Here is a 25747-nt window from a genome sequence, read left to right as displayed (position 1 = left end):
TAAACCATTTGCAGACGCGCAAAACGTTATACCGTTACGTTAATTCTCAATTCTCCATTTTCAATTCTCAATTATTACAGATTTCATCCAGCTGAGTGAGAATCTCACTGCCGTTTTTCAAATCATGTACCCAGCCGTTGCCGTTGTACACAAAATTCAGTTCACCAATGTCAAGGAAGGTCGGCGTATCGTTATACACCGCAATGATTTCGTAACTGACCTTATCCATCGAAAAGCTGCTCTGCGAGCGCGGCACACGTTTGGCCTGCACCTGTGTCATCACCTCACGCAGAGTGGTTTGATCGACCTGCTCGGTCAGTTCGGTCATATCCGCGCCATTAACGCGCCAGATACGCACGTTCCAAAAGCCGTTCATGTCCGGCATAGGTGCATACGGAATAAGCCAAATCACCGCTCCGACGCAAATCAGCACGCCCGCCAATGCAAATGCGATTCGTTTTTTCATGCCGATCCCTCCCTTTTATTGTTCATCAAGCAGCGCGAGGAGTTTCTCGCCGCCGGCCAGCTTATGTACCCACGGTGACATACTTTCTGTGACCTCATACGCATAGCTCGGTTCACCGAGGCTAAAACATACTGTTTTACTGCCGTATACCACCTGAATCTGATAGCAGTCTGCGCTGATGGCGCGATGATAACTCGGCAGGCGGCGTGCTCTGATTTGCGGCAACAGTTCGCGTATTGCGTCCGTATCAGCCTGTTCTGTGATGTCCTCAGACGTATCTCCCGCATGAACACGGAGTACCTGCACGTCTGCAATTCCTGCTGTATCCGTCACCGGCACATATGATGTAAAGCACATGGCCGCTCCAACGCAAACCACAACGGCTATCAGAACAAACAGGATTCGTCGTTTCACTCGTTTTCCCTCCCCACCGAAAAAACAAAACCCGCCGACGCGATTCACTTTTCACGTCGGCGGATTCCTTACTTATGCAATTATGTGTGTGCTGAAATTACTTCAGGCCAGCGGTGATGATCGCCATCTGGTAAACCTCGTCAGCGTTGCAGCCGCGGGACAGATCGTTGATCGGCGCATTCAGACCCTGCAGAATCGGGCCGTAAGCAGCGTAGCCGCCCAGACGCTGAGCGATCTTGTAGCCGATATTGCCAGCCTCGATAGACGGGAAAATGAAGGTGTTAGCCTGGCCTGCAACCGGAGAGCCCTTGCACTTGGTAGCAGCAACAACCGGGGATACGGCAGCGTCAAACTGCAGCTCGCCGTCGATCGCCAGCTCCGGGTTCATCTCCTTAGCGAACTCGGTAGCCTCGCGGGACAGCGCAACCGTACCGCCCTTGCCGGAGCCCTTGGTAGAGAAGGACAGAACAGCAACCTTCGGGTCGATGCCGAAAGCCTTAGCGGTGTTAGCGGTCTCGATTGCAACCTCAGCCAGCTTCTGGCTGCCCTTCAGGGTTACGTTGCCTTCCTTGTCAACAGAATCCGGATAGTCGATGTTGATCGCGCAGTCGCCCATAGCCAGCTTCTCCTCTACGCCGTCCTTCTCGCGGACCAGAATAAAGCAGGAGCTTACGAGGTGTGCACCCGGCTTGGTCTTGATCAGCTGCAGAGCCGGACGAACGGTGTCAGCGGTGGAGTAGGTAGCGCCGCCGAGCAGAGCGTCAGCCTTGCCCATCTTAACGAGCATGGTGCCGAAGTAGTTGCCCTTGGACAGTGCAGCGCGGCAGTCTTCCTCGCTCATCTTGCCCTTGCGGAGCTCTACCATCTTAGCTACCATAGCGTCCATCTCCGGGTAGGTAGCCGGATCGATGATCTCCATGCCCTCGATATCGAAGCCGCCCTTTGCAGCAGCAGCCTTTACTTCGTCAACATTGCCGACCAGGATGGAATCCATCAGGCCGTCCTTCTTCAGGCGTGCAGCCGCTTCGAGGATACGAGCGTCCGGGCCTTCGGTGAATACGATCTTGCGCTTGTCAGCCTTGAGTGCTGCAATCAGATTTTCAAACATATTGCATTCTCCTTCGTTTTCAATCGTCTGTGTGCAGTATGACACCGCAAACAGGCATTCTCTTGAATTTATTATACACCCTTTCCCCCTATTCCCACAAGAGGGAATTTCTGATGGACGCAAAACGCTTTCTCGTTTCCATATCACAAGACGAACGTGAAATTTATCGAATCTCCGGCCCATGCAAAATATTTCGTCGGTATATTTGACCGGGACCGCGGGGAAAATCCAGATAGTATCCTCATAGTGACGACCAACAGGAGGGAATTTTATGCAGACAAAAGTGGAGATCTGCGGTGTGAATACATCGGGACTGCCGGTACTCTCCGCCAAAAAGACGGACGAGCTTTTGAAAAAATCCGCTGCCGGAGACAAGCAGGCACGCGATGAGCTGATCCGCGGCAATCTGCGGCTGGTGCTCAGCGTTGTTCAGCGGTTTCAGGGGCGCGGCGAATCGCCGGACGACCTGTTTCAGGTCGGGTGCATCGGCCTGATGAAAGCCATCGACAATTTTAATACCGAACTCGGCGTGCGCTTCTCCACCTACGCCGTACCGATGATCATCGGCGAAATCCGCCGCTACCTGCGCGACAACAGTGCCATGCGAGTCTCGCGCAGCCTGCGCGACACGGCGTACCGCGCTCTGCAGGCCAAGGAGGCGTTCATCCGCGAGCACCAGCGCGAGCCGGATATCGTGGAGCTGGCCAAGCTGATGGACGTGCCGAAAGAGGAGGTCGTGTTCGCGCTCGACGCGATACTCGACCCGGTGTCGCTGTTCGAGCCGGTGTTCCACGACGGCACGGACACGGTCTGCGTGATGGACCAGGTCGGTGACACCAAAAACACGGACGACAACTGGCTGGCCGGTATTGCTCTGCGGGACGCTATGCGCAGCCTGAACGACCGCGAGCGCCGTATCATCCGGCTGCGGTTCTTCGAGGGACGCACCCAGATGGAGGTGGCACGCGAAATACACCTTTCGCCAAACAAAAGGAAGGAAGATTCCGGTCCTTTTCTTACTATATATAATGTACGAGCGGTAGAAAACGCGAGGATAGGTGCAAACGGTTTGCGCCTATCCCATCTGAATATCCACACAATATTTGACGCTTCAAACAGGATATCTCATGGCTATTGATAGATTGATCTGCTCTCTTCCGAATGCAATGGCATCAAGTTAATTTGCAAAGCGCTCAACCACTTATGACAGCGGTTGAGCGTCTCAGTCTGTCCAGAACCTTTGTTATTGCAGCATCTCCCGCTTGATTTTCCCAATCCGGATATAATACCAGACCAGATTGAGCGCCGCCGCGCACACCCATGCTGCGCCCTCCGCAAAAAATACGCCGCTCTGCCCGATGAAGGTTGGCAGCACGAGTGCCGCGCCCATGCGCATGAGCATTTCTGCAAAGCCAGAGAGTGTCGGCACAGTCATCTCGCCCAACCCCTGCAGTGAGGAGCGGTATGCCTGCAGCACGAACAGTGCAAACAAAAATGCCATCAGTACCATGAGATACTGATAGGCCACCGCCAGCGCATCTGCCGCGCCCGCCTCCTCGGTCGAAAGAAACAGTCCCAGCAGCGGTTTTCCCGCAAGAAGCATAGCCGTCACGATGGCGGCTGTAAATCCGGCGGATAGGGCCAGCACCGCCCGAATGCCCGCATCAATGCGTGCGGCATTGCGTGCCCCACGGTTCTGACCCATATAAGCTGTCATGGCATAGCCAAACGCCACCGATGCACTCTCGAGTATGCCGTACAGCTTGTTTGCCGCCGTGTAGCCCGCCACAAACACCACGCCGAAGCCGTTCAATACGGACTGCAGCACCATGCCGCCCAGTGTGATCATGCTCATCTGCAGACCGGTCGGAATGCCGAGGCGGCACAGGTGCAGCAGAATGGCAGGGTCGGTCTTCCAGTCGGCCTTTGTCAGCTGCACGAACGGCAGCCGCCGCAGAGAACGCAGACACAGCAGAAACGCAATCAGCTGCGCCAGTACGGTTGCGAACGAGGCTCCGAAAATGCCCCAGCCAAAGCCCATCACGAACAGCAGGTCGAGCGCAATATTAGCAACGCTCGCCGCGATAATCGCAAACAGCGGTGTTCTGCTGTCGCCCAGACAGCGCAGCACGGCCGCCGCCATGTTGTACGCAATGATGATGAGCGAGCCGCCGAACTGCACATATAAGTACGTCTGCGCTCCACCGAACACCGCAGGATTGGTGTGCAGCAACGTAAGCAGCGGCCTTACCAGCAGCAGGCTGATGATCGTCACCGCAATGCCGAACCAGCACGACAGCTTAACGATCATAGCCAGTACACGACGCAGCCGGTCGTATGCGCCCGCACCGAACTCCTGTGCCGCGAGAATCGCAAAGCCCTGCGTAAAGCCCTGCAGTCCCCATAAAACCAGCCAGTTGATCCAATCCGCCGCACCGATAGACGCCAGCGCCTGCATGCCGACACCGCGTCCGATGATGATCGTATCCACGATGGTATACAGCTGCTGAATCACGCTGCCCAGCATCAGCGGCAGCGAAAACAGCAGAATCAGCCGTATCGGACGGCCGTGTGTCATATCGGTAACGCGCACCATATCGCACCTCCCTTGCGAAAAAATCATAAAACCCAAAGCGCAGAAGGAGACGAAACTGCACTTTGGGTTTCAAAACGACGGTACCGCAGAATGCTGTTGATTTACCGCACGGTGAGATAAAACGCAGTACCGCCGCTGCTATGGTCATCAATCAGAGGAAATCGCCGCACAGGCTGAGGGCCGCCTCATCCGCGATAACGATCGCGTCGTTGTGCAGCTGCAGAATCGAACCGGGCACCTTGGGCGTTACCGGACCGAAGCAGGATTCACGGATAGCCCACGCCTTGTCCTCGCCGCTGGCAACGACCAGCACCTTTTTGGCGGTCATGATGGTGTGAATGCCCATCGAGTAGGCACGGCGCGGCACCTCATCCTCGCTGGCGAAAAAGCGCTTGTTCGCCTCGATGGTGGACTCGGTCAGCTCCACGCAGTGCGTGCCCTTGGCAAAGCAGTCGTCCGGCTCGTTGAATCCGATATGGCCATTGCGGCCGATGCCGAGCAGCTGGATATCCACATCGCCCGCACTGCGGAGCACCGCGTCATAGCGGGCGCACTCCTTTTTCTCGTCCAGCTCCATGCCGTTCGGCAGATTGATACGCGACGGGTCAATGTTCACATGGTCAAAAAAGTGGTCGTGCATGAAATAATGATAGCTCTGATCGTTTTCCGGCTTCATGCCATAGTATTCATCCAGATTGACTGTAGTCACATCCGCAAAATCCAGATCGTCCTTTTCGTACCACTTGACCAGCTGCTCATATGTGCCGATCGGCGACGAGCCGGTGGCAAGGCCGAGCACGGAATCCGGCTTGAGGATGACCTGCGCGGAAATGATATTTGCCGCCTTGCGGCTCATATCCTTGTAATCCTTTGCACGAATGATTCTCATAACAAAAAAGCCTCCAAACGCTTATAAATCCTTATACTTTTCACGCAGTGCGAGCAGCTCGCTCTCCTGCACATACTCGGTCAGGCAGCCCACACCGGTGACACTCTTGCCGCCTGTGATGTTGCCGAACCGCACACAATCCGCGAACGGATAGCCATGGTACAGACCGTACATCAGTCCTGCAAGGAACGCATCGCCTGCACCGGTAGAATCCTTACAGGTGAATTCCGGAATATTGCGCAGCAGACGCGGCCTGCCGTCCTCGAGAATGAGACAGCCGTCCTTATCCAGCTTGACCAGCGGATGCTCAAAATACTCCGCCAGCACGCGGAGCGCCTCCTCCGGCGTGTCCCTGCCGGTAATCTTGAGCGCTTCCTTGGTATTCGGCGTATAGTAATCCGCCAGACGCAGATAATCACCGTACTTCTCAAAGCTCAGCTCATCATCCCAGCCCATGTCGAAAATCAGAATGGCGCCTTCCTCGTGCAGCTTGCGATATACCGGCAAAAAGCCCTCCTGCATCTGCACCAGCTTCGCGCCCTTGGACATGGTATATACCCGCTCGAGCAGCTCGTCCGTGATGGCCGTCGGCTTGCAGTAGGTCGCAAACGTACGGTCGCCGGGCGTGAGCATGGCACTGGTGACATTCACCGGAATACCGGTCTCGCCCTCTGCCGCCAGATTGTACGGAGAAACGCCGTTCTGCTCAAACTGCGCGCGGGCAAAGCCGGAAAACAGATCGCTGCCGAGATAGGTCGCCAGACGGGTCGGAATGCCCAGCCGGGCGGCGTTTACTGCCGTACCCGGTGCACCGCCGCCGAGCAGCACGCGGAAATCCTGCGAAAAGATCTCCTCGCCCTCCTGCGGCACGCGCGGCATGCCGACATACATCAAATCCACATTGGTCACACCGACCGAAGCGAGAAACGACATGTGTCAGTCCCTCCAGTCCCCGATGTACGGCGCGTTGAGTTTGATATACTCGTCGGTCAGCTTGCTTGCCAGCGAGTACGAGCCGACCAGCGGGTGCATGGTCAGGCACTCGGTAATATCCTTCCTGGAGCGGTTGACGATACCGCGTGCCGCCAGACGCTCGTAATATTTTACGCGGCGGATCATTTCCAGATTGCTCTCCGGAATATTGGTGATATGGTGCGGCTTGCAGCCCTCACGGGAGATATCGCAGGTGACCTCGATAATATCGGTCGGCTCGAGGCCCTCGATGGCATTGCCGTTCGGCGCGCACAGAATCATCGTGCCCATGCCGCCGGAGGCTGCAATCTCGATGAACTTGAGCGCAACGCCTGCGTAGCCGCCCGCGTCCTTGGAATACACATCAAACGTCCACGGCTTGTCGCGGTGAACACCGGTCTCGTTGGCCATATAGTTGTTCTCGCGGATGCCGTACCACTTTTCAAAGCACTTGAGACCTGCCTCAAAGTCGTTCTCGATGTCGATCTTGGACAGCTCCTCGGTCATGTGACGGTTGATATCGCAAATCATCTCGCCGCGCGTCTGCTTAGCGTTCAGAATGTTTGCCACTGCCTTTTCGCGGTAGTAGAAGTAGTAGAGGTACTCATTGAGCACGCAGCCGCGGTCCTCGAGCAGACGCTTCTCGAAAAAGCGCATATCGGTCTTGGCGTAAGCCTCGTCATTGGCGATCAGCTCGGGCATAATCTCCTTTCCGTCCACCTTGATGCTCTGGAAGTAGGACAGATGGTTCAAACCGTAGCATTCGCCGTAAATGCGGGACGCATCCACGCCGTACAGGTCGGCAAACTGGTGCAGCATGCCGCTCGGTGCGTCGCAGATACCGTAGGTGAAGTCGTAGCCCATATCGCGCAGCGCCTGCGAAACCACGCCTGCCGGATTGGTGAAGTTGAATACCTTGACGCCCGGCTTTGCCAGCTTTTTGATCAGCTCGCAGTACTCAGCCAGCGCCGGAATAGAGCGCATGGCGAACGAAACACCGGCAGCGCCGGTCGTTTCCTGACCGAGAATACCCAGATCAAGTGCCAGCCGCTCATCGCGCACGCGAGTCGCGTCACCGCCGACACGGATGGTCGTGATGACGTAATCCGCATCGGTCACCGCCTCCTCCGCACTGGAGGTCAGCGTGAACTTCATGGTCGGGCACAGCATACGCGCAACATGCGCCGCCAGACCGCCGTAGATGCGGAGCTTTTCCGGATCGTTATCCATAAATACCAGCTCGTCGATGTGCAGCTCCTCCGCACGCTGCGCAATGCTCTTTGCGAGGAACATGGAGCGTACACCGCCGCCGCCGATTACCGTTAATTTCATAAAAAGATACCTCCTGTTATCGAATCAGATACCGTTTGCAGCTGGACCAGCCGATCATGCCCGAGGCAAATCCGGACAGACCGCACGGGAACAGCAGCACATACGTCAGAGAAAGCGGGAAAAACAGCACTGCCGGAATCAGCAGCAGCGCATTTACGCCCAGCCCCAGCACAGTCATGCCGGGACGGAGCAGACACAGCAGCCACGCATTTTTTGCCGCTGCCGCAAACGGGATGTCCACCGCTGCCTGCACCGCCCAGAAATTCTGAAAAAACGCAGCTGTGACGCAGAGCAGCAGCATACCTATCAAGGCCGGGAAAAATCCGTCCGCCGTTACCAGCATCACGCCCATCCACAGCAGCGCAAGCTCGACCAGTCCGCACAGAAGATTACGCACCGTATCCTGCCGCAGTGCCGCAAGAAAGTCGGTCCACACATCATTGGGCACATCACGCGCCATATTGACCGTGCAGCGCGCCATAGCGGCTCGAGCCGCGCCAAAGGTCACAACCGGCAGACAGCACAGCAGAAACAGCACGTTCAGCTTGACGAGCTGCCAGAACTCCCGTACAAGGGTCTCCCCGACCCATGCGGCGCCGGTCTTTTCCGGTGCATCCTTGGCAATGCCCGGACCTTCCTTCAAATAGGATGGACGAAACACAGATTTTCCTCCTGTCAGAACGCGATCGCGCGTTCGGTCTGCTTATCGAACAAATGGATGCGGCTCATATCCACAGCCGCGGTGATGGTGTCACCCGCATGAATCGGCTCGCCGGACGGCGTACGCACGGTCACGGACGTACCGTCACAGGTGCAGTGCGCGTAAATCTCCGCGCCCATCAGCTCAGCGATGTCCACATGCATGGTGAGGGTATAGTCCATGTTCGCGGTGAACTTTTCACCCGAGGTGTGCAGATTCTCCGGACGGATGCCGAACACGACCGTCTTTCCGACGTACTCACTCAGCGCATCGCTGCCCGCAAAGTGCAGGCTCTGGTCCGCAAAGGTCAGCTTGTAGCCGTCCGCATCGCGTCCCAGTTCGGCGTCCATGAAGTTCATCTGCGGCGAACCGATAAAGCCCGCAACGAACAGATTGCACGGATGGTCATACAGCGTCTGCGGTGTGTCCGCCTGCTGAATCTCGCCGCCCTTCATAACAACAATACGGTCGCCCATGGTCATGGCCTCGGTCTGGTCATGCGTGACGTAAACAAAGGTCGTATCCAGCTTCTGATGCAGCTTGATGATCTCGGTGCGCATCTGGGTGCGCAGCTTGGCATCCAGATTGGACAGCGGCTCATCGAGCAGGAATACCGCCGGGTCGCGCACCATCGCACGTCCGAGCGCGACACGCTGCCGCTGGCCGCCGGAAAGCTGCTTGGGCTTGCGGTTGAGCAGATGCTCGATGTCCAGCACCTTAGCCGCCTCGTGCACCTTGCGGTCGATTTCGTCCTTGGGCGTTTTGCGCAGCTTGAGTGCGAATGCCATGTTCTTGTAAACCGTCATATGCGGATAGAGCGCGTAGTTCTGGAAAACCATCGCGATATCACGGTCCTTCGGCGCTACATCGTTCACCTTGCGGTCGCCGATGTACATTTCGCCGTCCGAAATCTCCTCCAGACCCGCGATCATGCGCAGTGTGGTCGATTTGCCGCAGCCGGACGGTCCGACCAGTACGACGAACTCCTTATCCTTGATCTGCAGGTTCAGGTCGGAGATAACCTCGATATCACCGGGGTACACCTTCTTGATGTGATTCAAACTAATGCTTGCCATGTAATTTCACCTCGTTTATTCTTTGACCGAACCCGCGGTCAGGCTGGAAACGACCTGCTCCTGGAAGATCGCAAACACGATGATCGAAGGAATGACCGCAATGGTAACTGCGGCAAACAGCGCCGTGTAGTTAAAGCTGAACTGGCTGGTAAAATAGCTGAGCGACAGCGGCAGCGTGCGGGCACTCTCGCTGCTGGTCAGGATCAGGGAGAACGTAAATTCGTTCCATGTATTGAGGAAGCACAGCACAGCTGCGCTCGTAAGACCGCCCTTGGCGCACGGCATCATGATCTGGAAGAACGTGCGCAGGAAGCCCGCACCGTCGATGTAGGCGGCTTCTTCGATCGCCTTAGGGATAGACTGGAAGGCTCCGCGCAGGATGAGCAGGCTCATCGGCATATTCAGTGCGGTGTTGACCAGAATCAGACCCGCCTTGGTATCGTACAGGCCCAGATTGTTGACCACGCTGTACACCGGCTGCAGCAGTGCCGTCATCGGAATGACGAGCGACAGGCTGAGCAGCATGTACAGCAGCTTATCGCACGGAAAGCGGAACCGCGCAAACGCGTAGCCTGCCATAGCGAAGACGAGCACATTGAGTACAGTCGCGCAGCAGGTGACGATCACGCTGTTGCCGAAGAACTTGAAGATCGGCGCCATATCCAGTGCGGATTTATAGCCGTCAAACCCGAAGTGCGTCGGCAGCGAAATGCCGTTCGACAGGATCTCCGCATTCGTCTTGAACGAGGACAGGATGACCCAGATGATCGGGAACAGCGCAACGACCACACACAGCGCCATAAACAGATATTTGAGCACAAAGCACAGGCGTTCTCTGCCGGTCATTGCACCGAAGCTGGTTTTCATTTGTCGAACGCCTCCTTAGCAGTCTTCTTCGTTGACGCGCATCGCCTTGTTGATGAGCGTCATGCAAACGACACCCGCGATGACGATGCAAACGCCGATCGCATTCGAGTAGCCGTAGTTGTTTTCATTCTTGTACACGCTGTACAGCATGAGCGGCAGGTTCATGGTAGCCGAGCCGGGGCCGCCCTTGGTGGTGATGTAGATCAGGTCGAACATCTGCAGCATATAGGTTGCCGCCATGACCATGGTCGTGCCGATGATCTTGCGCAGCAGCGGCAGCACAACGAACATATCGGTCTGGAACGAGGTCGCACCGTCCACACGAGCCGCTTCGAGCACCGAATCGTCAATGGTCAGCGCCTCGGCGAGCACGAGCGTCGTGGTGTAGCCCGCAAACAGCAGCCACGTCATGGTGACGGACGGGAACGCCGTTGTGGTTTCCATCAGCCAGTTATGCGTCAGGTTTTCCAGACCAATAGCCTTGAGGATGGAATTGACCACGCCGTACTGCGGGTTGAAAATATTGAGGAAGATCATGCCCATTGCGGCGTTGGAGATGATATTCGGGATCATGTATGCCGTACGGACAAATTTCCAGCCGCGCGGCTTTTTGTACAGCACAAGCGCCAGGATAACGCCGATGGAGACATGAATAATACAGTGGATCAGAATCCAGACGACCGTGTGTCCGCACGCCTGCCGGAAGGTCGCATCGCTGAACAGCTGTGTATAGTTCTGCAGACCGATGAATGTCATCGAGTCGCCCGTCAGTCGGTAATCAAACAGTGAGGAAACAAACACGATCACCAACGGAACAGCATAGATCAGCAGGAACAATGCGACAGCCGGAAGCAGGAACACCGGCAGCCAGCCCTTTTTACGTTTCATAAAGCGGTTTCCTTTCTTGTTGAGGAGAAAAACAGGGACCCGTTTTTGACGGGTCCCTGCGGTAAACAGTTTACTGGTTCTTCGCTGCAGCATCCGTCAGCGTCTGGCAGAAGCCCTTTGCGTCCAGCTCACCCGAAGCGAGCAGCGGGAGCTGCTGGCTCATAACGTCGAGCAGGTTGGCGTACATCGTAGCCTGCAGAGTATCCGAGCGCTTTTCACCCTCAGTGGTTGCAAGGTCAAGGAACTCAGCAAGCAGCGGGTACTTGTCCTTTGCGGTGTCGGTCAGCTCTACTGTGTTGGAGGCCGGAACCATGCCCTGCATCTCCATTGCAGTCTGCTGTGCCTCAGCCGAGGTAAAGAACTTGACCATCTCAATGGCAGCCTCTTCTACCTTCGGGTCGTCCTGCTTGGTAACGATGTAGCCCTGAATCGGTGCATCGTATACGAAGTTGCCCGGGAACAGCGCTACGCCGACCTTATCAGCGAAGCCTTCCTCTGCCATGGAGGTATCGGAGAAATCACCGATCATCCACGGGCCGTTCGCCAGCATTGCGGTCTGACCGGACAGGAAGTTGTTTGCAGCATTCTCATACTTGCCGCCGATTGCATCCTGCGTGGTGTAGTTCTGGTACATCTTCTGAATCTTCTCGGCTGCTGCGATCATTTCCGGCGTGTTGTAGTCGGTCGGGTTCATGGTATTCATGAACTCCAGGCCTGCGTCCGACTCGGTGCCTACCATAGCGCCCATCCACAGCTGGGTTACCCACGCAGAATCTGCGGTATCCATGGACAGCGGGGTGACGCCGGCTGCCTTCAGCTTGTCGCACTGCTGGAAGAACTCGTCCCAGGTCTTAGCCGGCTCGGTGATGCCTGCCTGCTTGAACAGATCCTTGTTGTAGAAGTAACCGATAACCTGACCTTCCATCGAGGAAGCGTAGATCTTGCCGTCGCGGCTGTTGGTAGCCAGTGCGGTATCGGAATACAGTGCCTTCCAGTCTGCATCAGAATTTACCGCATCGGTCAGGTCAACTGCCAGATCCTTGGCAACGACCATATCAAGCAGATTGTAGCCGCCGCCGTAAATAACCGGCGGGAGATCGCCCGTGCCAAGCTGTACCTTGATCTTGTCGATGTAGTTCTGGTCGCCCGGAACGTCTTCCTTCTTGATCTCGTACTTGCCTGCGTACTTCTCATTGAATTCCTTGATCAGTTCATCGCATACCGGAGCGGACGTATTCGTGCCGCACTGGAACGTCGGATAGTTGATGGTGATCACACCGGAGCTGTCACCGCTCTGTGCAGAATCATCCTTCTTGCCGCCGCAGCCGGTCAGTGCACCGGTCAGCAGCGCACCTGCCATCAGCAGGGAGAGGATACGCTTTGTTTTCATGTGGGGTTCCTCCTCTTTCTCTCCTTACGGCATTTGTCTCATTCAAATACCGCTCTGTGTTTTGTTGTATTTATTATACCCGAGGAACAGTCTGCCCTCAATGCAGTAAACCGGTCAAAACATATGACGATTTTGCTTTTCGTTCACACGCTCTGCACTCCTCTTTGAAAACATAGGATTATTTTGCGCCAAAACAGGATATTTTTTTCTAATGTCGCTTCTCCCCCTCCGGATGGTACACAAAGCGGTCGAATTGTGGTATATTTAGGGTAACTCCGCAGCTCCATTGTATGGTGCTGCCCTTGTATGATTCGCAGAATCTCCCGTGAGGTGTATTGTATGGCAAAACGCAAGATCTCTCTTATCGGGCTGGTCGTTGTGATGATATGTGTTCTGGTATTCGCACCTGTTGTCACCGCCGGCATCTATTTTATCCATACCGTATCCGGTCAGCTGCAGCATACCGCCAGTGAGACGGTTTCCATGTATCTGAACGAATTCACCGACCGCACCGACCGCATGATGGAGACCCTGCGGGATGGTGTGTACTACCTGACCTCAGACAGTGCCGCCCAGCAGATGATGAGCAGCAGCAAACCGCTCACCCAGATCCAGATTCTCCAGCTGGAGCAGAATTTCAGCCGCGCATTCTCGCTCGGCGATTCGCTCAACCCCGATATGGTCAGCGCCATCTACCTGATCAAAAACGACCAATATGTGCCGGTCTACGGCGGCAACTACTATTTGAATACCTCGTGGCGCGTCCAGCAGATGTACCAGACGCACGAGGACTGCAACTCCGCACGCACGCTGTACACGCACTACACCATCATTGGATACGCATATATGATCGTCGATTTTGTTGACCTCAACACCATGCAGCCGCTTGGCAAAATCATTGTCGAGCTGAACATCGACAAGCTGCTCTCCACACTGTCGCTGAACCAGCTTTACCCTTCCACTGTCGTCATTTTCAGCGGCGCTCAGGGCGAACGCATCGGCTCTCTGCAGACCGACCTGTTCCGCGAGAACGAGGATATGAACAAGTGGTATCATGCGGCCAGCTCACTCCGAAAAAGCCGTGAGCGCGTGGATATCTATATTCCAAACGCCGAAATTCTCGCCGGTGTGCGCCAGAGTACGCGTGTGTATTTTCTCGTCTGTGCTGCCATCCTGATCCTGGCCCTGCTGCTGGCCGCCACCTGTCTCATCCTGCTGCTGCGTCCTCTGCGGCAGATGCTACACACCATCGGCAGTATCGGCAGCGGTGATTTTTCCGTGCGCATGGATGAAACGCCATACACCGAAACGACCGCTATCTCGCATGCCTTCAACGACATGGCCGACCGGCTGGACACCCTGTTTCAGGAGGTCTATCAGCGCGGTCTGCTGCTGCGCGACGCAGAGATTCATCAGCTGGAGAGCCAGATTCAGCCGCACTTCATCTTTAATATTCTCGAGCTGATCAATGTCCGCTGCATGGTAGCCGGTCAGCCGGCCATCTGCACCACGGTGCAGAATCTGGCGCAGCTGCTGCGGGCAAGCGTTGTCAACCATGGCAAGCAGATTATCACCCTGCAGGAGGAGCTGGATTCGGTAAAATACTATCTTGCCCTGCAAAAGGAACGCTTTGAGGAAAAGCTGCAGTATACCGTCGATGTGGAGGACGACAAGCTGCTCGGCTGCTACCTGCCTAAGCTGACCATTCAGCCGCTGGTAGAAAACAGCATCGTACACGGACTCGAACCCAAGCGTCACGGCGGCTGGGTGCGCGTCAGCATCTGGGAGGAGGAGGACGCCGTGTACATCCGCGTGTACGATGACGGCGTAGGCTTTGACCCGTCCGCCATCCCCCAGCCCGGCAGCGACGACAAGCACCACACACATGTTGCGCTGCACAACATCGAGCGCCGTTTTCAGCTGCTGTACGGCGAGCCCTACGGCATGTCGATCAAATCCGAACCCGGACACGGCACGAGCATCGTGCTGACGCTCCCCATCATCACCGCACCGCCCGAAAAGGAGAAAGACCTATGCTGAAAGTTATGATCGTTGACAATGAATCCGCCATCCGCAAGGGTCTGGTACACTGCATCCACTGGGGCGACCTCGGCTGTGAGATTGCCGCACAGGCAGACGACGGCATGATGGCGCTCGAGCAGATTCCGGTCATTCAGCCGAATATCGTTATCAGCGATATCCGCATGCCCGGAATGGACGGTCTTGAGCTTGCCGAGATCATCGCCCGCGACTATCCCGGCATCAAAGTCATCATTTTGACCGGCTATCCGGATTTTGCCTACGCGCAGCGTGCCATCCAGTATCATGTGGTGGATTTTGTACTCAAGCCGATGACGGTAGAAAACCTGACCAACGCCATCGAAAAAGCCAAGGCCGCCATAGCGGAAGACCGCAGCAGTCAGGACCTGCAGGAGAAGCTCTCCACGACCTCGGCGCGCAACATGGAGCTGCAGCAGAGCATGCTGCTGCATGACCTCATCCACCGTGTTGCATGCTCGCAGCTGTATGTGCTCAACCGCCTGGCTCAGCTGAAAATGGACCTGCGCAGCTATTTTGTACTCAAGCTGCATATTACCTCGCTGTCCGAGGAAACGTTGACCGATGAAGAATACAGCGAGTATCTCAACCAGTCGCAGGAGATTCTGTCCGACTGTCTATCCTCCTACCCGCATTACTACATTGCCCGCGGCACGCAGGACTGCTTTGTGGTCATCTGTGCCGCCGGGGAAGCGCCCATTACCGCATTATGCAGGGAAGCGGTGAATATTGTCGGCAGTCTGGCACATTTTCTGCTGTTTATCGGTATTTCCAACTGCAATGACAATCCCATCTGTCTTGCCGACGCCGCCGATGAAGCCGCACAGGCGGTGCGCTTCACCGTCTTCACGCCCGACCATCCGGTGACGCACTTCGCTGAGCTCAGCTCGTTCCCGCAGCAGCTGACCGACGAAATCTTTGAAATGCTCTCTGCCCTTAAATCTGCGATGGAGCTGCGTAATCCCGCCGACACAGAGCAGCTGCTCGACTGCATTTTCGCCTATGCGGACAGCAGCAAGCTGCCGCCGGATACCGTGCGCAATATCTGCGTATATATTCACCAGTTCGGCATGGAGCTGCAGTTTCCCGGAATGGCCAGACATTCGCTCGAGGGCGGCAGCATTTCCTCGCTCAAGCGCATTATGGAGACCAACTCCATCGCCGAGATGGAATCCTGCACCCGCGCACTCGTGCAGCAAACGCAGGACATGGCGCAGAGCAGCGCCGCCAGCGCAGACCATATCGTTTCCTCGGTACAGGCTTATATCAGCGCACACTACGGTGAGCAGCTTTCGCTCGACCAGCTTGCCCAGCAGTTCTATCTCAGCTCAAGCTACCTCTCGCGCCTGTTTAAGCGCGAGACCGGCACAACGCTGACAACTTATCTGCAGAACGTGCGCATCGAAGCTGCAAAAAATCTGCTGCGCACTACGGCGCTCAAAAGCTATGAAGTTGCCGAGCGGGTCGGCATTAACGATCCCGTGTATTTCTCACGCATATTTAAGAAGATCACCGGTCTCAAGCCGAAGGATTACCGTCACAGCGTGCAGAACGAATCATCCGTATAAACGGTAAAGAAGCGAAAACCGCTCCGGCACGCATCCCATCAGAACCTTTTCCGCAATTCTCAAAATTGTCTGCGCAAGCAATCGGTTGCATTTTCCGCACCTTTACTGTATAATATATTTAATTATCAGCAAAATTCATGGCAATACCGCATGATCGAACAAGCGTGATCTGCGAGCAAATTCCACAGCCGGATCCGTCGCGGTACTGCCTATATAAAGGTAATCCGGAAAATGAATACAACCTGGGAAACACACAAATTTGAGCACTACATATTCAGCCTTTTGCTGGCAGCGGAAGTCATTATGTCCTTTACATTTTTAGGATATGTGCACATTCCGCCGATTTCCATTACCACGGCGTATATCCCTATCATCATTACCGCCTGCCTGTTTGGCCCGGCCGAGGCTTCCCTCGCGGGACTGCTGTTCGGTCTTGGCAGTCTGTATAAGGCTTCCGCGACCTATGTCATGCCTGCAGATGCGGTCTTTTCTCCGTTTCGGAGTGATTTTCCCATTGGAAGCATACTGCTGAGTGTCGGCACGCGTGTGCTGTTCGGTTTTCTGCTCGGCTGTCTGTTTCAGCTGGCACGCAAAAGCAAACGAAAGAATCTGTGCAAGCTGCTCATCACGATCGCGGCACCTAAGCTGCACGCGCTTTTGGTTTATACTGCGATGGGGTTGTTCTTCCCCTCTCTCGGTTTCAATTTTTCATCAATCTTTATGTTTGAAAAAAGCGACCTCATCATCCTGCTGTTCTGTGTTGCGGTCGTTCTGGCGATTGACAAGCTGTATCACAGTTCCTTTATCCAGACCTATAAAAAAGCGGTCAATGAATACGAAAACACCCCGTACTGGTCTCCGAAGATTGGTTTCGTGCTGGGGGCCGTAAGTACGTTTATCTTCTGTATGGCGGTCCTCTCGACCGTCTACTTCTCCAGCCGTATGTACTACATGCTCGGGCAGCACGGCATAGATGTCACACAGGACATCCATCGGGATATTCTCCACCTGCAGGTGCAGTTTTTGACTTCCATGCTGGCGCTCAACTTCATTCTGCTCATCCTCATCCTGATGGTCTACCGCTACATGAAATTTCGTGAGTACACCGGCGAGCTGGACTTCCTGACCGGCATTATGGGCCGCAAGCTGTTCCTGCACACCTGTCTCCGCAGCCAGAAGTCCCACGCCGGAACAGCTGGCTGGTTTCTGGTCTGTGATCTGGATTATTTCAAGCACATCAACGACAAATACGGCCATTCTGTCGGTGATGAGGTCCTCAAGCAGTTCGCCGAGCATCTGCAGAACACCTTTCGTTTCTGCGGCTCTGTCGGCCGTATCGGCGGTGACGAGTTTGCCGTAATGCTCGATATAGATCTGTCGCAGGACCAACTGGAACATCTGTTGACGCAGTTCCTGCGCGATATTTCCGGTATTCTCGAACAGGTCACGGTCAGTTGCAGCATCGGCGCGTACCGCTTTGTTTTCCCGCAGGAGATCAAGCACCTGCTCACCGAAACCGACCGCGTGCTCTATCAGGCCAAGGCGAACGGCCGAGCGTGCTTCGTGATGGAGGATTCGACTGAAAAGTAAATTGCAAAAGCCCGCACAGCGTAAAGCAACTGTGCGGGCTTTTGTGTCTGTCGAAACACTAACGTTTTCCGAGCAGCCTCTCGATTGAAACAACCCTTTCGATCGAATTTCGAAGAAAAGCCGCGCCTTGCAGGCACATTTTTCTTCCCTTTTGTATCTCGGAATTTATGAATTTGCTCCGCAAATTCTATTTTATGCGTGCTGCCGCACGAAGTACAAGAGTCGAAATACTGCTTTTTGACAGACTAAAACGGAGTGCAAACGCACTCCGTTTTACTTTCGATTTTAGAAAGGCTGTGTATAACTCCAGGTACCGATGCCGAGCGGAGAGAACGCAAGGTAAACCGCTGCAACACAAATGAGAATCAGTGCGGTAGCGACCCAGCGATATTTCCACGGAGTAAGATCGACAGCGCCGATGTCCTTCTGTACCCATGCCTCCGGATGCTTTGTCTTGTTTCGCTGATTGAAAATGAACATAATCAGCAGCTCAACCGGCAGCAGAACGAATACAGCATACAGATAATGGAACTTGCTGTTGAGGAACAGCAGGAACGAGCCGTAGCAGACCACATGCAGCGCCAAAATGACCTTTGCGCTGTATTTCGGCAGGTGCTTGAAGAAGAAGCCGCCGAATACGGCCGTCAGCACCGGCAGTGCAATCAGCATTACGAGAGAATCCAGGAAGGTTTTCAAGCCTGCCGGGAAGAAGTAGATCAGCGGACCAACGATGGTGGTCAGCACCGCGAAGATGATGCCGACATTCTTGCCGATCTTAACCAGTTTTTCCTCGGAAGCGTCCTTGTCGATGAATTCCTTGTAAATGTCCATGGTGAACATGGTATCTACCGAGTTCAGCACCGAGTTGAACGAGGACAGGATCGCGCCGAGCATGACGGCTGCGAAGAAGCCCATCAGCGGAGCCGGAACAACCTGCGAAACCAGCTGCGGGTACGCTTCGTCCATCATGGATACCTGATCGCCCTGCAGCTCAAACAGCGCATACGCGATAACGCCCGGCAGCGCAAGGTACATAAAACCAATAATTTTCAGAAACGCGCAGTAGAGTGCGCCCTTCTGTGCTTCCTTGAGGTTCTTTGCAGCAAGTACACGCTGAATAAACGACTGGTGCGTACACCAGGACTGCAGGCCGAGGAAGAACAGACCGGTAAATACGGTCGGCCACGGAACCGCAGGCGGCAGAGAATCCGCCGGAGCGATAGAGTTGAGCATATCCGAATGGTTTTCGATCAGGAAACGCATACCGTCGATAACCGACAGACCGTCACCACCTGCCGTTTTGCCGAGCACGCTCAGTGCGAAGAACGGGATCATGAAGCCGCCGATCAGCAGGCCGATGCCGTTTACGGTATCCGATACGGCAACAGCTTTCAGTCCGCCGAAGATGGCGTAAATCGAGCCGATGACACTGATGATGATACACAGAATGATAACGGCCTGGAACTTGGTTACGCCCAGAATACCGGATACGTTGAAGATATTTTCAAATACCAGCGAACCGGAGTACAGGATAACCGGAATCTGTACGACAATGTACAGCAGAATATACGCGATGGAGAACCACAGCTTCGTGCTGCGGTCATAGCGCAGACCGATCAGCTCCGGAATGGTGGTAATGCCGCTTTTCAGATAACGCGGCGCCGCAAACAGCGCCAGCACGATACAGCACGGAGCCGCTACGATCTCGAACGCCATCGGGCTCATGCCAACGCTCCAAGTCTGGCCGTTTGTGCCGACCAGCTGCTCTGCCGACAGGTTGGTCAGCAGCAGCGAACCTGCGATAACAAAGCCCGGCAGTCCGCGTCCGGCCAGAAAATAGCCGTCTGCGGTGCTCTGGTCATCGCCCTTTGTTTTTACATACGAAATAACTGCAACAAGTATCGTGAAACCGATAAACGTCGCCATAGTCCAAACCATTGGAATCCCCTCTTTCACGCGGTCCCTCAACCGCTTCAATTTCCCATATTTGTAATTTAATTCTCAAAAATGTGTATAGTTAGGGCGGACGCATGTGTCGAACTCTGCGTCCGCCCTGTCTATAAACTGTTTATGCTGTCAAATGTGTGTTTGAATTACTCCCACAGGCCCTTGGACTTCATGTCGGAGACGTACTCGTCGATATTGGAGGAGTCGATAACCTTGGAGCCGGAGTCGATGAAGGATTCAACCGAGCCGCCCTCAAGTACGGTAACTGCTGCTTCAACAGCCTTGTAGCCCATGTCGTAGCCCATCTGAGCGATGTCGATGGTCAGAGAGCCATCCATAACAGCCTCAATGGCAGACTGGTTGCCGTCAAAACCGCACAGAACGGTATCTGCGTAATTGGTGTTGCCGGAATCCTTGATAACCTTTGCAGCTGCAAGCGCCATGTCATCCGCGATGGACAGAACTGCGTCTACGCCGTCCGGGTACTTCTGGATAACCGCCTCCATCGCAGCTGCTGCCTTGTCCGGCATGGTGTCGGTGTACTGCACTTCGAGCACCTGACCGCCTGCGGCTTCAATCGCATCGCGGTAGCCGCGCAGACGTGCTTCATGGGTCTCGTCGCCCTGTACGCCTGCGATGATAACCGCCGTCGGCTTGTCCTTGCCGAGTGCCTTGCAGGCCTCAGCAACCGCCTTGCCGCCGTTCAGCGCTGCGTCCTCGTTGCCGGTGCCAACGAAGCATGCCTTCTTGTCCGAGGTGAAGTCGGTATCGAGTGCCACGACCGGCTTGGTCGCGGTATCTACCAGCGTTGCGGTAGAGGTGGACTGCTGCGGAGCGATAACAACGGCGTCAATGCCTGGGTTACCGAGTGCGGTCTCGATCATGTTTACCTGCTCATCATACGAGGTAGCCGAGGTCGGAGACTGGATTTCGACGTTTACATTGTCGTGCTCGCTGCCGTAAGCGCGCGCACCGGCAATAACCTTGTTGAAGTGACCGTCCGTATGCTTTACGATAACGGTTACGTTGTAGGCATCACCGGAAGCAGTAGAGCCGCTGTCGCCCGTACTGTCAGTCGATGCGGACGAACCGCCGCCGCAGCCTGCCAGCATGCCGGCACACAGAGCACTTACTAACGTCATTGCTAAAAGCTTCTTTTTCATAGTTCAAACACTGCCCTTTCTCTTCTTCTCATATTGATTTTCTTTCTTCTCTATGGGGGTGGTGCTGGAATTGCGAAAATGCTGTGGACTTAATGAAAAATCTTTTTCTTTTACGGTATCACCGGACAATTCGACAAGAGCAATTGTTCGGTGATACCGCACCAATTACTGGCTGATGGTCTGGCGCAGTGCGTCGATAGAGGTGTTGACGCCTGCATCAACGGTCATAGTCAGGTCCTCCATCTCGAGGGAAACGTCACCGTCGTAGCCCATCATGTGGCAAACCGAGAAAAATTCCTTCCACCACTGCAGGTCCTTGCCGCAGCCGACTGCAACATAGTTCCAAACGCGGTCAGCGGACTCGGTAACAGGGTGAGGCTCGAGCAGACCGTCGGTGTCAGCCAGACCGCGCTCGATGCGGGCATCCTTGCCGTGAACGTGGAAGATGCAGCCCTTGAGAGCGCGAGCAGCCGCGATCGGGTCGGCGCCCAGAACCATCATGTGCGACGGGTCGAGGTTAATGCCGAGCATCGGGTCGGTCGCTTCGCGCAGCTTGAGCAGGGTCGAAGCAGACCAGACCATCGTGCCCGGGAATTCCTCGATTGCGATGTGCTCGATGCCGCACTTCTTGCAGTGCGCGATGAACTCGTTCCAGAACTCGATGGTTACTTTCCACTGGTACTCGTAAGCCGGAGCCATGAAGTCCGGCCAAGAAACGGTAGAGGTGATCCAGTTCGGGGTGGTGTCGGTTTCGCTGCCGGCCGGCAGACCTGCCATGGCAACGATCTTCTTAACGCCCAGCAGACCTGCGAGCGTAGCGCAGTCGTACATGGACTTCTTGTATTCCTCACCGGTCTTGCTCGGCCAAAGCGGGTTGCAGGATGTGTTCAGAGCGGAGATGCGCATGCCGCGCTTCTCGAGTTCACCCATGAATTCCTTGCGCTTGCCGGCGTCTGCGAGCAGCTCTGCAGTGTTGCAGTGCTTGCGGGCGCCCCAGCCGCCGGCGGTCATCTCGACCGCGTCGATACCGAGGGACTTTACCTTGTCAAGCATGTCCGTGTAGGACAGATCAGCGAATACGTCAGTGCAAATTGCGAGTTTCATATAAAAAACCTCACTTTTCTTCTTTTTTGTTGTAGTAGAAATCGTTGGAGCGATTTTTAGAGAGAGAATTTCAAGAGTATGTTATATAGGAGGGAATTTTTAAGCACCTTAAAAGGTTGCCGCTGCCTGCCTTACGGAAGGCAGCGGTACAGAGAAAAGAAATGAGAGAGTGTCTTAGTTTAGATGGAAATTGGGAGAATTACTTGAAATCTACCCATACGCCGCCCTTGTCAGCGGACTCTACGCACTTGGTTACCCAGCGGATGCCGTCGATGCCGTGCTCCAGATCCGGGTAAACCAGATTCTTGAGGGTCTCCTCGTCGCCGCGGTTCTTTGCATCCATTGCGATAGCAAAACGGGTATACAGGTTGCTCCAGGACTCGATCAGACCGGTGTAGTGCAGAGCACCCAGGCGCTCGTACTCGAGAGCTTCCGGATTCAGGTAATCCATTGCACGAACCAGAGTCTGACGCGGCTGACCCTGTACTTCGTAGTACAGCTCATCCGGATGCATGTCGTTCCACTCGAGGGAAGCCTTGGTGCCGACAATGCGGATGTGCTGGCTGCTCATGTCACCTGCGTTAACTGCGGATGCCCACATACGGCCAACTGCGCCGTTCTCATAACGCATCAGGACGTAAGCATTGTCCTCCAGCGGTGCGCGGGACTTAATGAAGCTCTGGCGATCGCACAGCAGCTGCTTCAGCTTCAGCTGCGGGCAGATCAGCTCGGACATGTAGAAGGTATGGGTGGACAGGTCGCCAAGTACGAAGGACGGGCCGGACTTTGCCGGATCAACACGCCACTTCTGACCCTCAGCCTGCTTGTCGCCGGTCGGGTCGCAAGCGAAGCCGTGTGCGTAGCGGAGGTCTACCATGGTAACCTCACCGATGTCACCGTTCAGGACCATGGAACGCATCTGGCTCAGCAGGTCGAAACCGGAGAAGCCGTAGGTTACGCAAACAATCTTGCCCTTTTCCTCAGCCAGCTTCTTGATCTCCTCGCCTTCCTCAACCTTGAAGAACAGCGGCTTCTCGCAGATTACATGCAGGCCGGCTTCCAGAGCTGCCTTGCAGACCTCAAAGTGCTGGAAGTTCGGGGTTGCGATGTCAACAGCCTCGATGCCGTCCTCGCGCTTTGCTTCCTCAGCGAACATGGTCTTGTAATCCGGATAGAGGCGTTCCTCATCCATGTTCAGGTTCTTGCCGAAGTCTACGCAGCGGGCGAAGTCCAGGTCGAACGCTGCAGCCTTGAGTACGAACGAGGTGTTGTCTCGCATAGCACCCAGACGATGCTTGTAGCCAACGCCGGAAGTGCGGCCGCCGCCTACGATACCCCAACGGAACGGACGAGCAATTTTCTTTTCACCGATAAACATAATGTTTTCCTTCTTTCTTTGATTTGCAAAAAAGTGTTTGATTCTGTTTTTGTACTGCTAATTTTGATGTTTTGTGAAATACATACAACAAATTCGATTTATCTTCGTTTATTGTATCCATTTCCTAACTTCTGGCCTAAGTATAAAATATTTTATGGATATATTCAATAAGCGTTTCTGCTGCAAAGTTCATCAATCCTGCTTTCTGTGAAAAAACACAGAAAACCAGTTCATCAATCCTGCTATTTCGTTCATAGATTCTATGAATGCAAAATAAGGAAGGAGAAGAGTCTATGCAAAGTGTTGATCCCGGCATCCGAAGTGAGTCGGTTTGTTTTCCGTTTACGCCGTCGCAGACCGCGAGAGAGCTGCTGTTCTACCCGACATGGTGCGGTCACTACTACTGCACCGCCAACTATTTTATGAAGCGCGACAGTTATCCGCCGCTGCTCATCGCCTACATCCGCAAGGGACGCTTCCGTGTGGAGTACCGCGGTGAGTTCAATGTCGCCGAGGCCGGTGACATACTGCTGCTCGACTGCATTGAGCCGCACTACTACCACGCCGAGGACGGGCTGGAGTTCGTTTACATGCACTTTGAAGGCTCGAACGCGCGTGAGCTGTGCCGCCGCATCACCGACCGGCACGGCTGGCTCATCCGCCGCGATAACAACACGCTGATCGGCAATCTGCTGTACGACATGGTGCGCTTTTACGATGAAAACGGTGTAGAGACCGACATGCAGCGCTCGGCACGCATCTACCGCATGTTTGACCTGCTGCTCTCGCCGAGTGCCGCCGAGCAGTCAGCAGATACGCCGGTCGAGCAGGCCATCCAGTACATTCGCTCACATATCGGTCAGCTGATTTCTGTGGAGGAGCTGGCGTCTACCGTGTGCCTGAGCGCATCCTATTTCGCGCATATGTTCAAGCGCCGCACCGGCTTCTCCCCTGCCGATTATGTAATCAACTCGCGTATTGAGCGTGCAAAAGTCCTGCTTGTGCGCACGCAGAAGCCGATTGCGGAAATCGCCGAGGAGGTCGGCTACTCGACCAGCGGCAGTCTGATCAACCTGTTCGTTAAGAAGGTCGGTACGTCACCGCGGCAGTACCGTATCCAGCATATGTCCAAAGCGATTGATGCGGTATGCAAAACCGATGTACCGTTCATAGATACAGATGTGCCGGAGCTGTAACCGTGCAAATACGCAAAAAAACGCACATCGCAAGATGTGCGTCTCAGTCTGTCAAAATGTCATATTCCTGCAATTTATACAATTCGCGCGCCAGTGCGCGTTAAGCGGCTCACGGCCTGTTAAGACAACACCGCATAATGAGAACCACAGCTTCTTGCGCAGGCTCCGGTCGCGCTGCTGCGACGCTTTGCTGAAATTCTGCGCCCTGACTTTGCTGCGCTTCCATGGTAATACCTCAAGTATTACCGCAGAACCAAGCCTCGTCAGCACGCAAAACCTGCTCGCAAGTCGCCTTTTGTCTCATTATGCGGTGTTGCCTGAAAGGATGAAATGCAATAGATTTGTTCTGTTTTACAATTCCTCGACCGACACGATGCCTTTACGCTTGCCGACCAGTGTCATCAAACGGTTTACCGTACAGCTGCGCGGCAGGCGCAGTGTGAAGATGGCGCAGGCGTTGTGCTCCCCGTTTTCCGCCGCACGGGTAATCTGGATATTCAACACCTTGACATTGCAGCCGCGGTAGAGTTGGAGCACATCGTCCAGACACGTTTTATCCTCGTATTCCATATACACATTGATCTCGGGAACGTGCTCCAGCACACGGTACTCCAGCCGCGAGAACACCTGCTCTGCCAGCATGATAAAGCAGGTGGCCAGAATGCCGCCCTCATAAAAGCCGCCGCCGAACGCCAGACCGATGATAGCCGAGGTCCACAGTCCGGCCGCTGTTGTCAGGCCCTTCACATTCTGCCGCTTGGTGACGATGATCGTACCGGCGCCGATAAAGCCGATGCCCGCAACAACCTGCGCGCCCAGACGCGCCATATCAGTGAAATAATGCATACTCAGATACAGATACTGACTGGTCAGCGTGGTGATCGCTGCACCGATGCAGATGAGGATATGGGTGCGGAAGCCTGCCGGACGACGCTTGTACGAGCGCTCGATGCCGATAATGCCGCCGCAGATAAATGCACAGGCGAGACGCACAAACACAGAGAGTGTGGTAACGCTGCGCAGACCGTCAAAAACAGATAACATA

The 25747-nt window shown here is 54.9% G+C and carries 22 protein-coding genes; 5 read left to right on the top strand and 17 right to left on the bottom strand.

Features of this window, described 5'->3' with window-relative positions:
* Positions 1 to 67: 67 nt before the first annotated feature.
* The 3 genes from ACWVX6_RS00850 to pta form a co-directional block, all read right to left on the bottom strand.
* Positions 68 to 466: a hypothetical protein gene (locus ACWVX6_RS00850; RefSeq protein WP_455152086.1), complete on the bottom strand. Its 399-nt coding sequence runs from the start codon at positions 464 to 466 to the stop codon at positions 68 to 70.
* A 15-nt stretch (positions 467 to 481) separates the two neighbouring features.
* Positions 482 to 880, bottom strand: coding sequence for a hypothetical protein (locus tag ACWVX6_RS00845; protein ID WP_455152085.1), 399 nt, complete (start codon positions 878 to 880; stop codon positions 482 to 484).
* A 97-nt stretch (positions 881 to 977) separates the two neighbouring features.
* Positions 978 to 1988 (bottom strand): phosphate acetyltransferase, encoded by a 1011-nt coding sequence (gene pta / locus ACWVX6_RS00840; protein ID WP_117489604.1) that lies wholly within the window; start codon positions 1986 to 1988, stop codon positions 978 to 980.
* Positions 1989 to 2259: 271 nt separating this feature from the next.
* Here pta and sigG point away from each other — a divergent pair, with 271 nt between their 5' ends.
* Entirely contained in the window at positions 2260 to 3126 is an 867-nt protein-coding gene (gene sigG, locus ACWVX6_RS00835) for an RNA polymerase sporulation sigma factor SigG (protein ID WP_118761376.1), read from the top strand.
* A gap of 105 nt (positions 3127 to 3231) precedes the next feature.
* On the opposite strand, the gene ACWVX6_RS00830 is transcribed toward sigG, so the two are convergent.
* The 9 genes from ACWVX6_RS00830 to ACWVX6_RS00790 all read right to left on the bottom strand — a co-directional run bounded on the left by ACWVX6_RS00830 (position 3232) and on the right by ACWVX6_RS00790 (position 12698).
* Complete coding sequence (locus ACWVX6_RS00830; protein ID WP_455152084.1) at positions 3232 to 4584, bottom strand: MATE family efflux transporter; 1353 nt, start codon at positions 4582 to 4584, stop codon at positions 3232 to 3234.
* Positions 4585 to 4735: 151 nt separating this feature from the next.
* Positions 4736 to 5473 (bottom strand): glucosamine-6-phosphate deaminase, encoded by a 738-nt coding sequence (nagB, locus tag ACWVX6_RS00825; RefSeq protein WP_455152083.1) that lies wholly within the window; start codon positions 5471 to 5473, stop codon positions 4736 to 4738.
* Between the two features lie 21 nt (positions 5474 to 5494).
* Complete coding sequence (locus ACWVX6_RS00820; RefSeq protein WP_455152082.1) at positions 5495 to 6406, bottom strand: carbohydrate kinase family protein; 912 nt, start codon at positions 6404 to 6406, stop codon at positions 5495 to 5497.
* Positions 6407 to 6409: 3 nt separating this feature from the next.
* A complete protein-coding gene (locus ACWVX6_RS00815) occupies positions 6410 to 7777 on the bottom strand; it encodes a family 4 glycosyl hydrolase (RefSeq protein WP_118761374.1) in 1368 nt (455 codons plus the stop codon).
* Positions 7778 to 7793: 16 nt separating this feature from the next.
* Positions 7794 to 8438: a DUF624 domain-containing protein gene (locus tag ACWVX6_RS00810; RefSeq protein WP_158580264.1), complete on the bottom strand. Its 645-nt coding sequence runs from the start codon at positions 8436 to 8438 to the stop codon at positions 7794 to 7796.
* A gap of 14 nt (positions 8439 to 8452) precedes the next feature.
* Positions 8453 to 9553, bottom strand: coding sequence for an ABC transporter ATP-binding protein (locus ACWVX6_RS00805; protein ID WP_455152081.1), 1101 nt, complete (start codon positions 9551 to 9553; stop codon positions 8453 to 8455).
* A gap of 15 nt (positions 9554 to 9568) precedes the next feature.
* Positions 9569 to 10420: a carbohydrate ABC transporter permease gene (locus ACWVX6_RS00800; RefSeq protein WP_110436263.1), complete on the bottom strand. Its 852-nt coding sequence runs from the start codon at positions 10418 to 10420 to the stop codon at positions 9569 to 9571.
* Positions 10421 to 10435: 15 nt separating this feature from the next.
* On the bottom strand, positions 10436 to 11308 hold the full coding sequence (locus ACWVX6_RS00795; protein WP_455152080.1) for a carbohydrate ABC transporter permease: 873 nt from the start codon (positions 11306 to 11308) through the stop codon (positions 10436 to 10438).
* Between the two features lie 70 nt (positions 11309 to 11378).
* Positions 11379 to 12698: an ABC transporter substrate-binding protein gene (locus tag ACWVX6_RS00790; RefSeq protein ID WP_455152079.1), complete on the bottom strand. Its 1320-nt coding sequence runs from the start codon at positions 12696 to 12698 to the stop codon at positions 11379 to 11381.
* 339 nt (positions 12699 to 13037) lie between these two features.
* On the opposite strand from ACWVX6_RS00790, the gene ACWVX6_RS00785 reads away from it, so the two are divergent.
* The 3 genes from ACWVX6_RS00785 to ACWVX6_RS00775 all read left to right on the top strand — a co-directional run bounded on the left by ACWVX6_RS00785 (position 13038) and on the right by ACWVX6_RS00775 (position 17914).
* On the top strand, positions 13038 to 14738 hold the full coding sequence (locus tag ACWVX6_RS00785; protein WP_455152078.1) for a sensor histidine kinase: 1701 nt from the start codon (positions 13038 to 13040) through the stop codon (positions 14736 to 14738).
* Positions 14732 to 16324: a response regulator gene (locus tag ACWVX6_RS00780; RefSeq protein WP_455152077.1), complete on the top strand. Its 1593-nt coding sequence runs from the start codon at positions 14732 to 14734 to the stop codon at positions 16322 to 16324. The genes ACWVX6_RS00785 and ACWVX6_RS00780 overlap by 7 nt, the downstream gene beginning before the upstream one ends.
* Positions 16325 to 16555: 231 nt before the next feature.
* Positions 16556 to 17914, top strand: a complete 1359-nt coding sequence (locus ACWVX6_RS00775) for a diguanylate cyclase domain-containing protein (protein WP_455152076.1) — start codon at positions 16556 to 16558, stop codon at positions 17912 to 17914.
* 285 nt (positions 17915 to 18199) lie between these two features.
* Here ACWVX6_RS00775 and ACWVX6_RS00770 read toward each other — a convergent pair whose 3' ends face one another.
* The 4 genes from ACWVX6_RS00770 to ACWVX6_RS00755 all read right to left on the bottom strand — a co-directional run bounded on the left by ACWVX6_RS00770 (position 18200) and on the right by ACWVX6_RS00755 (position 23506).
* Complete coding sequence (locus ACWVX6_RS00770) at positions 18200 to 19852, bottom strand: solute:sodium symporter family transporter (protein ID WP_118646578.1); 1653 nt, start codon at positions 19850 to 19852, stop codon at positions 18200 to 18202.
* Positions 19853 to 20007: 155 nt separating this feature from the next.
* Positions 20008 to 21003, bottom strand: coding sequence for a sugar ABC transporter substrate-binding protein (locus ACWVX6_RS00765; RefSeq protein ID WP_455152075.1), 996 nt, complete (start codon positions 21001 to 21003; stop codon positions 20008 to 20010).
* A 186-nt stretch (positions 21004 to 21189) separates the two neighbouring features.
* Entirely contained in the window at positions 21190 to 22128 is a 939-nt protein-coding gene (locus ACWVX6_RS00760; RefSeq protein WP_455152074.1) for a sugar phosphate isomerase/epimerase family protein, read from the bottom strand.
* Positions 22129 to 22327: 199 nt separating this feature from the next.
* The gene (locus tag ACWVX6_RS00755) at positions 22328 to 23506 is read right to left on the bottom strand and encodes a Gfo/Idh/MocA family protein (protein WP_117751205.1); all 1179 of its coding nucleotides are present in this window, start codon (positions 23504 to 23506) and stop codon (positions 22328 to 22330) included.
* Between the two features lie 293 nt (positions 23507 to 23799).
* Between ACWVX6_RS00755 and ACWVX6_RS00750 the strand changes: the two genes are divergently transcribed.
* Complete coding sequence (locus ACWVX6_RS00750) at positions 23800 to 24702, top strand: helix-turn-helix domain-containing protein (RefSeq protein WP_455152073.1); 903 nt, start codon at positions 23800 to 23802, stop codon at positions 24700 to 24702.
* Between the two features lie 351 nt (positions 24703 to 25053).
* Here ACWVX6_RS00750 and ACWVX6_RS00745 read toward each other — a convergent pair whose 3' ends face one another.
* Complete coding sequence (locus ACWVX6_RS00745; protein WP_455152072.1) at positions 25054 to 25746, bottom strand: MgtC/SapB family protein; 693 nt, start codon at positions 25744 to 25746, stop codon at positions 25054 to 25056.
* Position 25747 lies beyond the last annotated feature (1 nt).

Source organism: Butyricicoccus sp. (genome assembly GCF_977037065.1).
The sequence above is the reverse complement of the archived record's forward strand: the minus strand, read 5'-3'. Positions and strand labels throughout refer to the sequence as shown.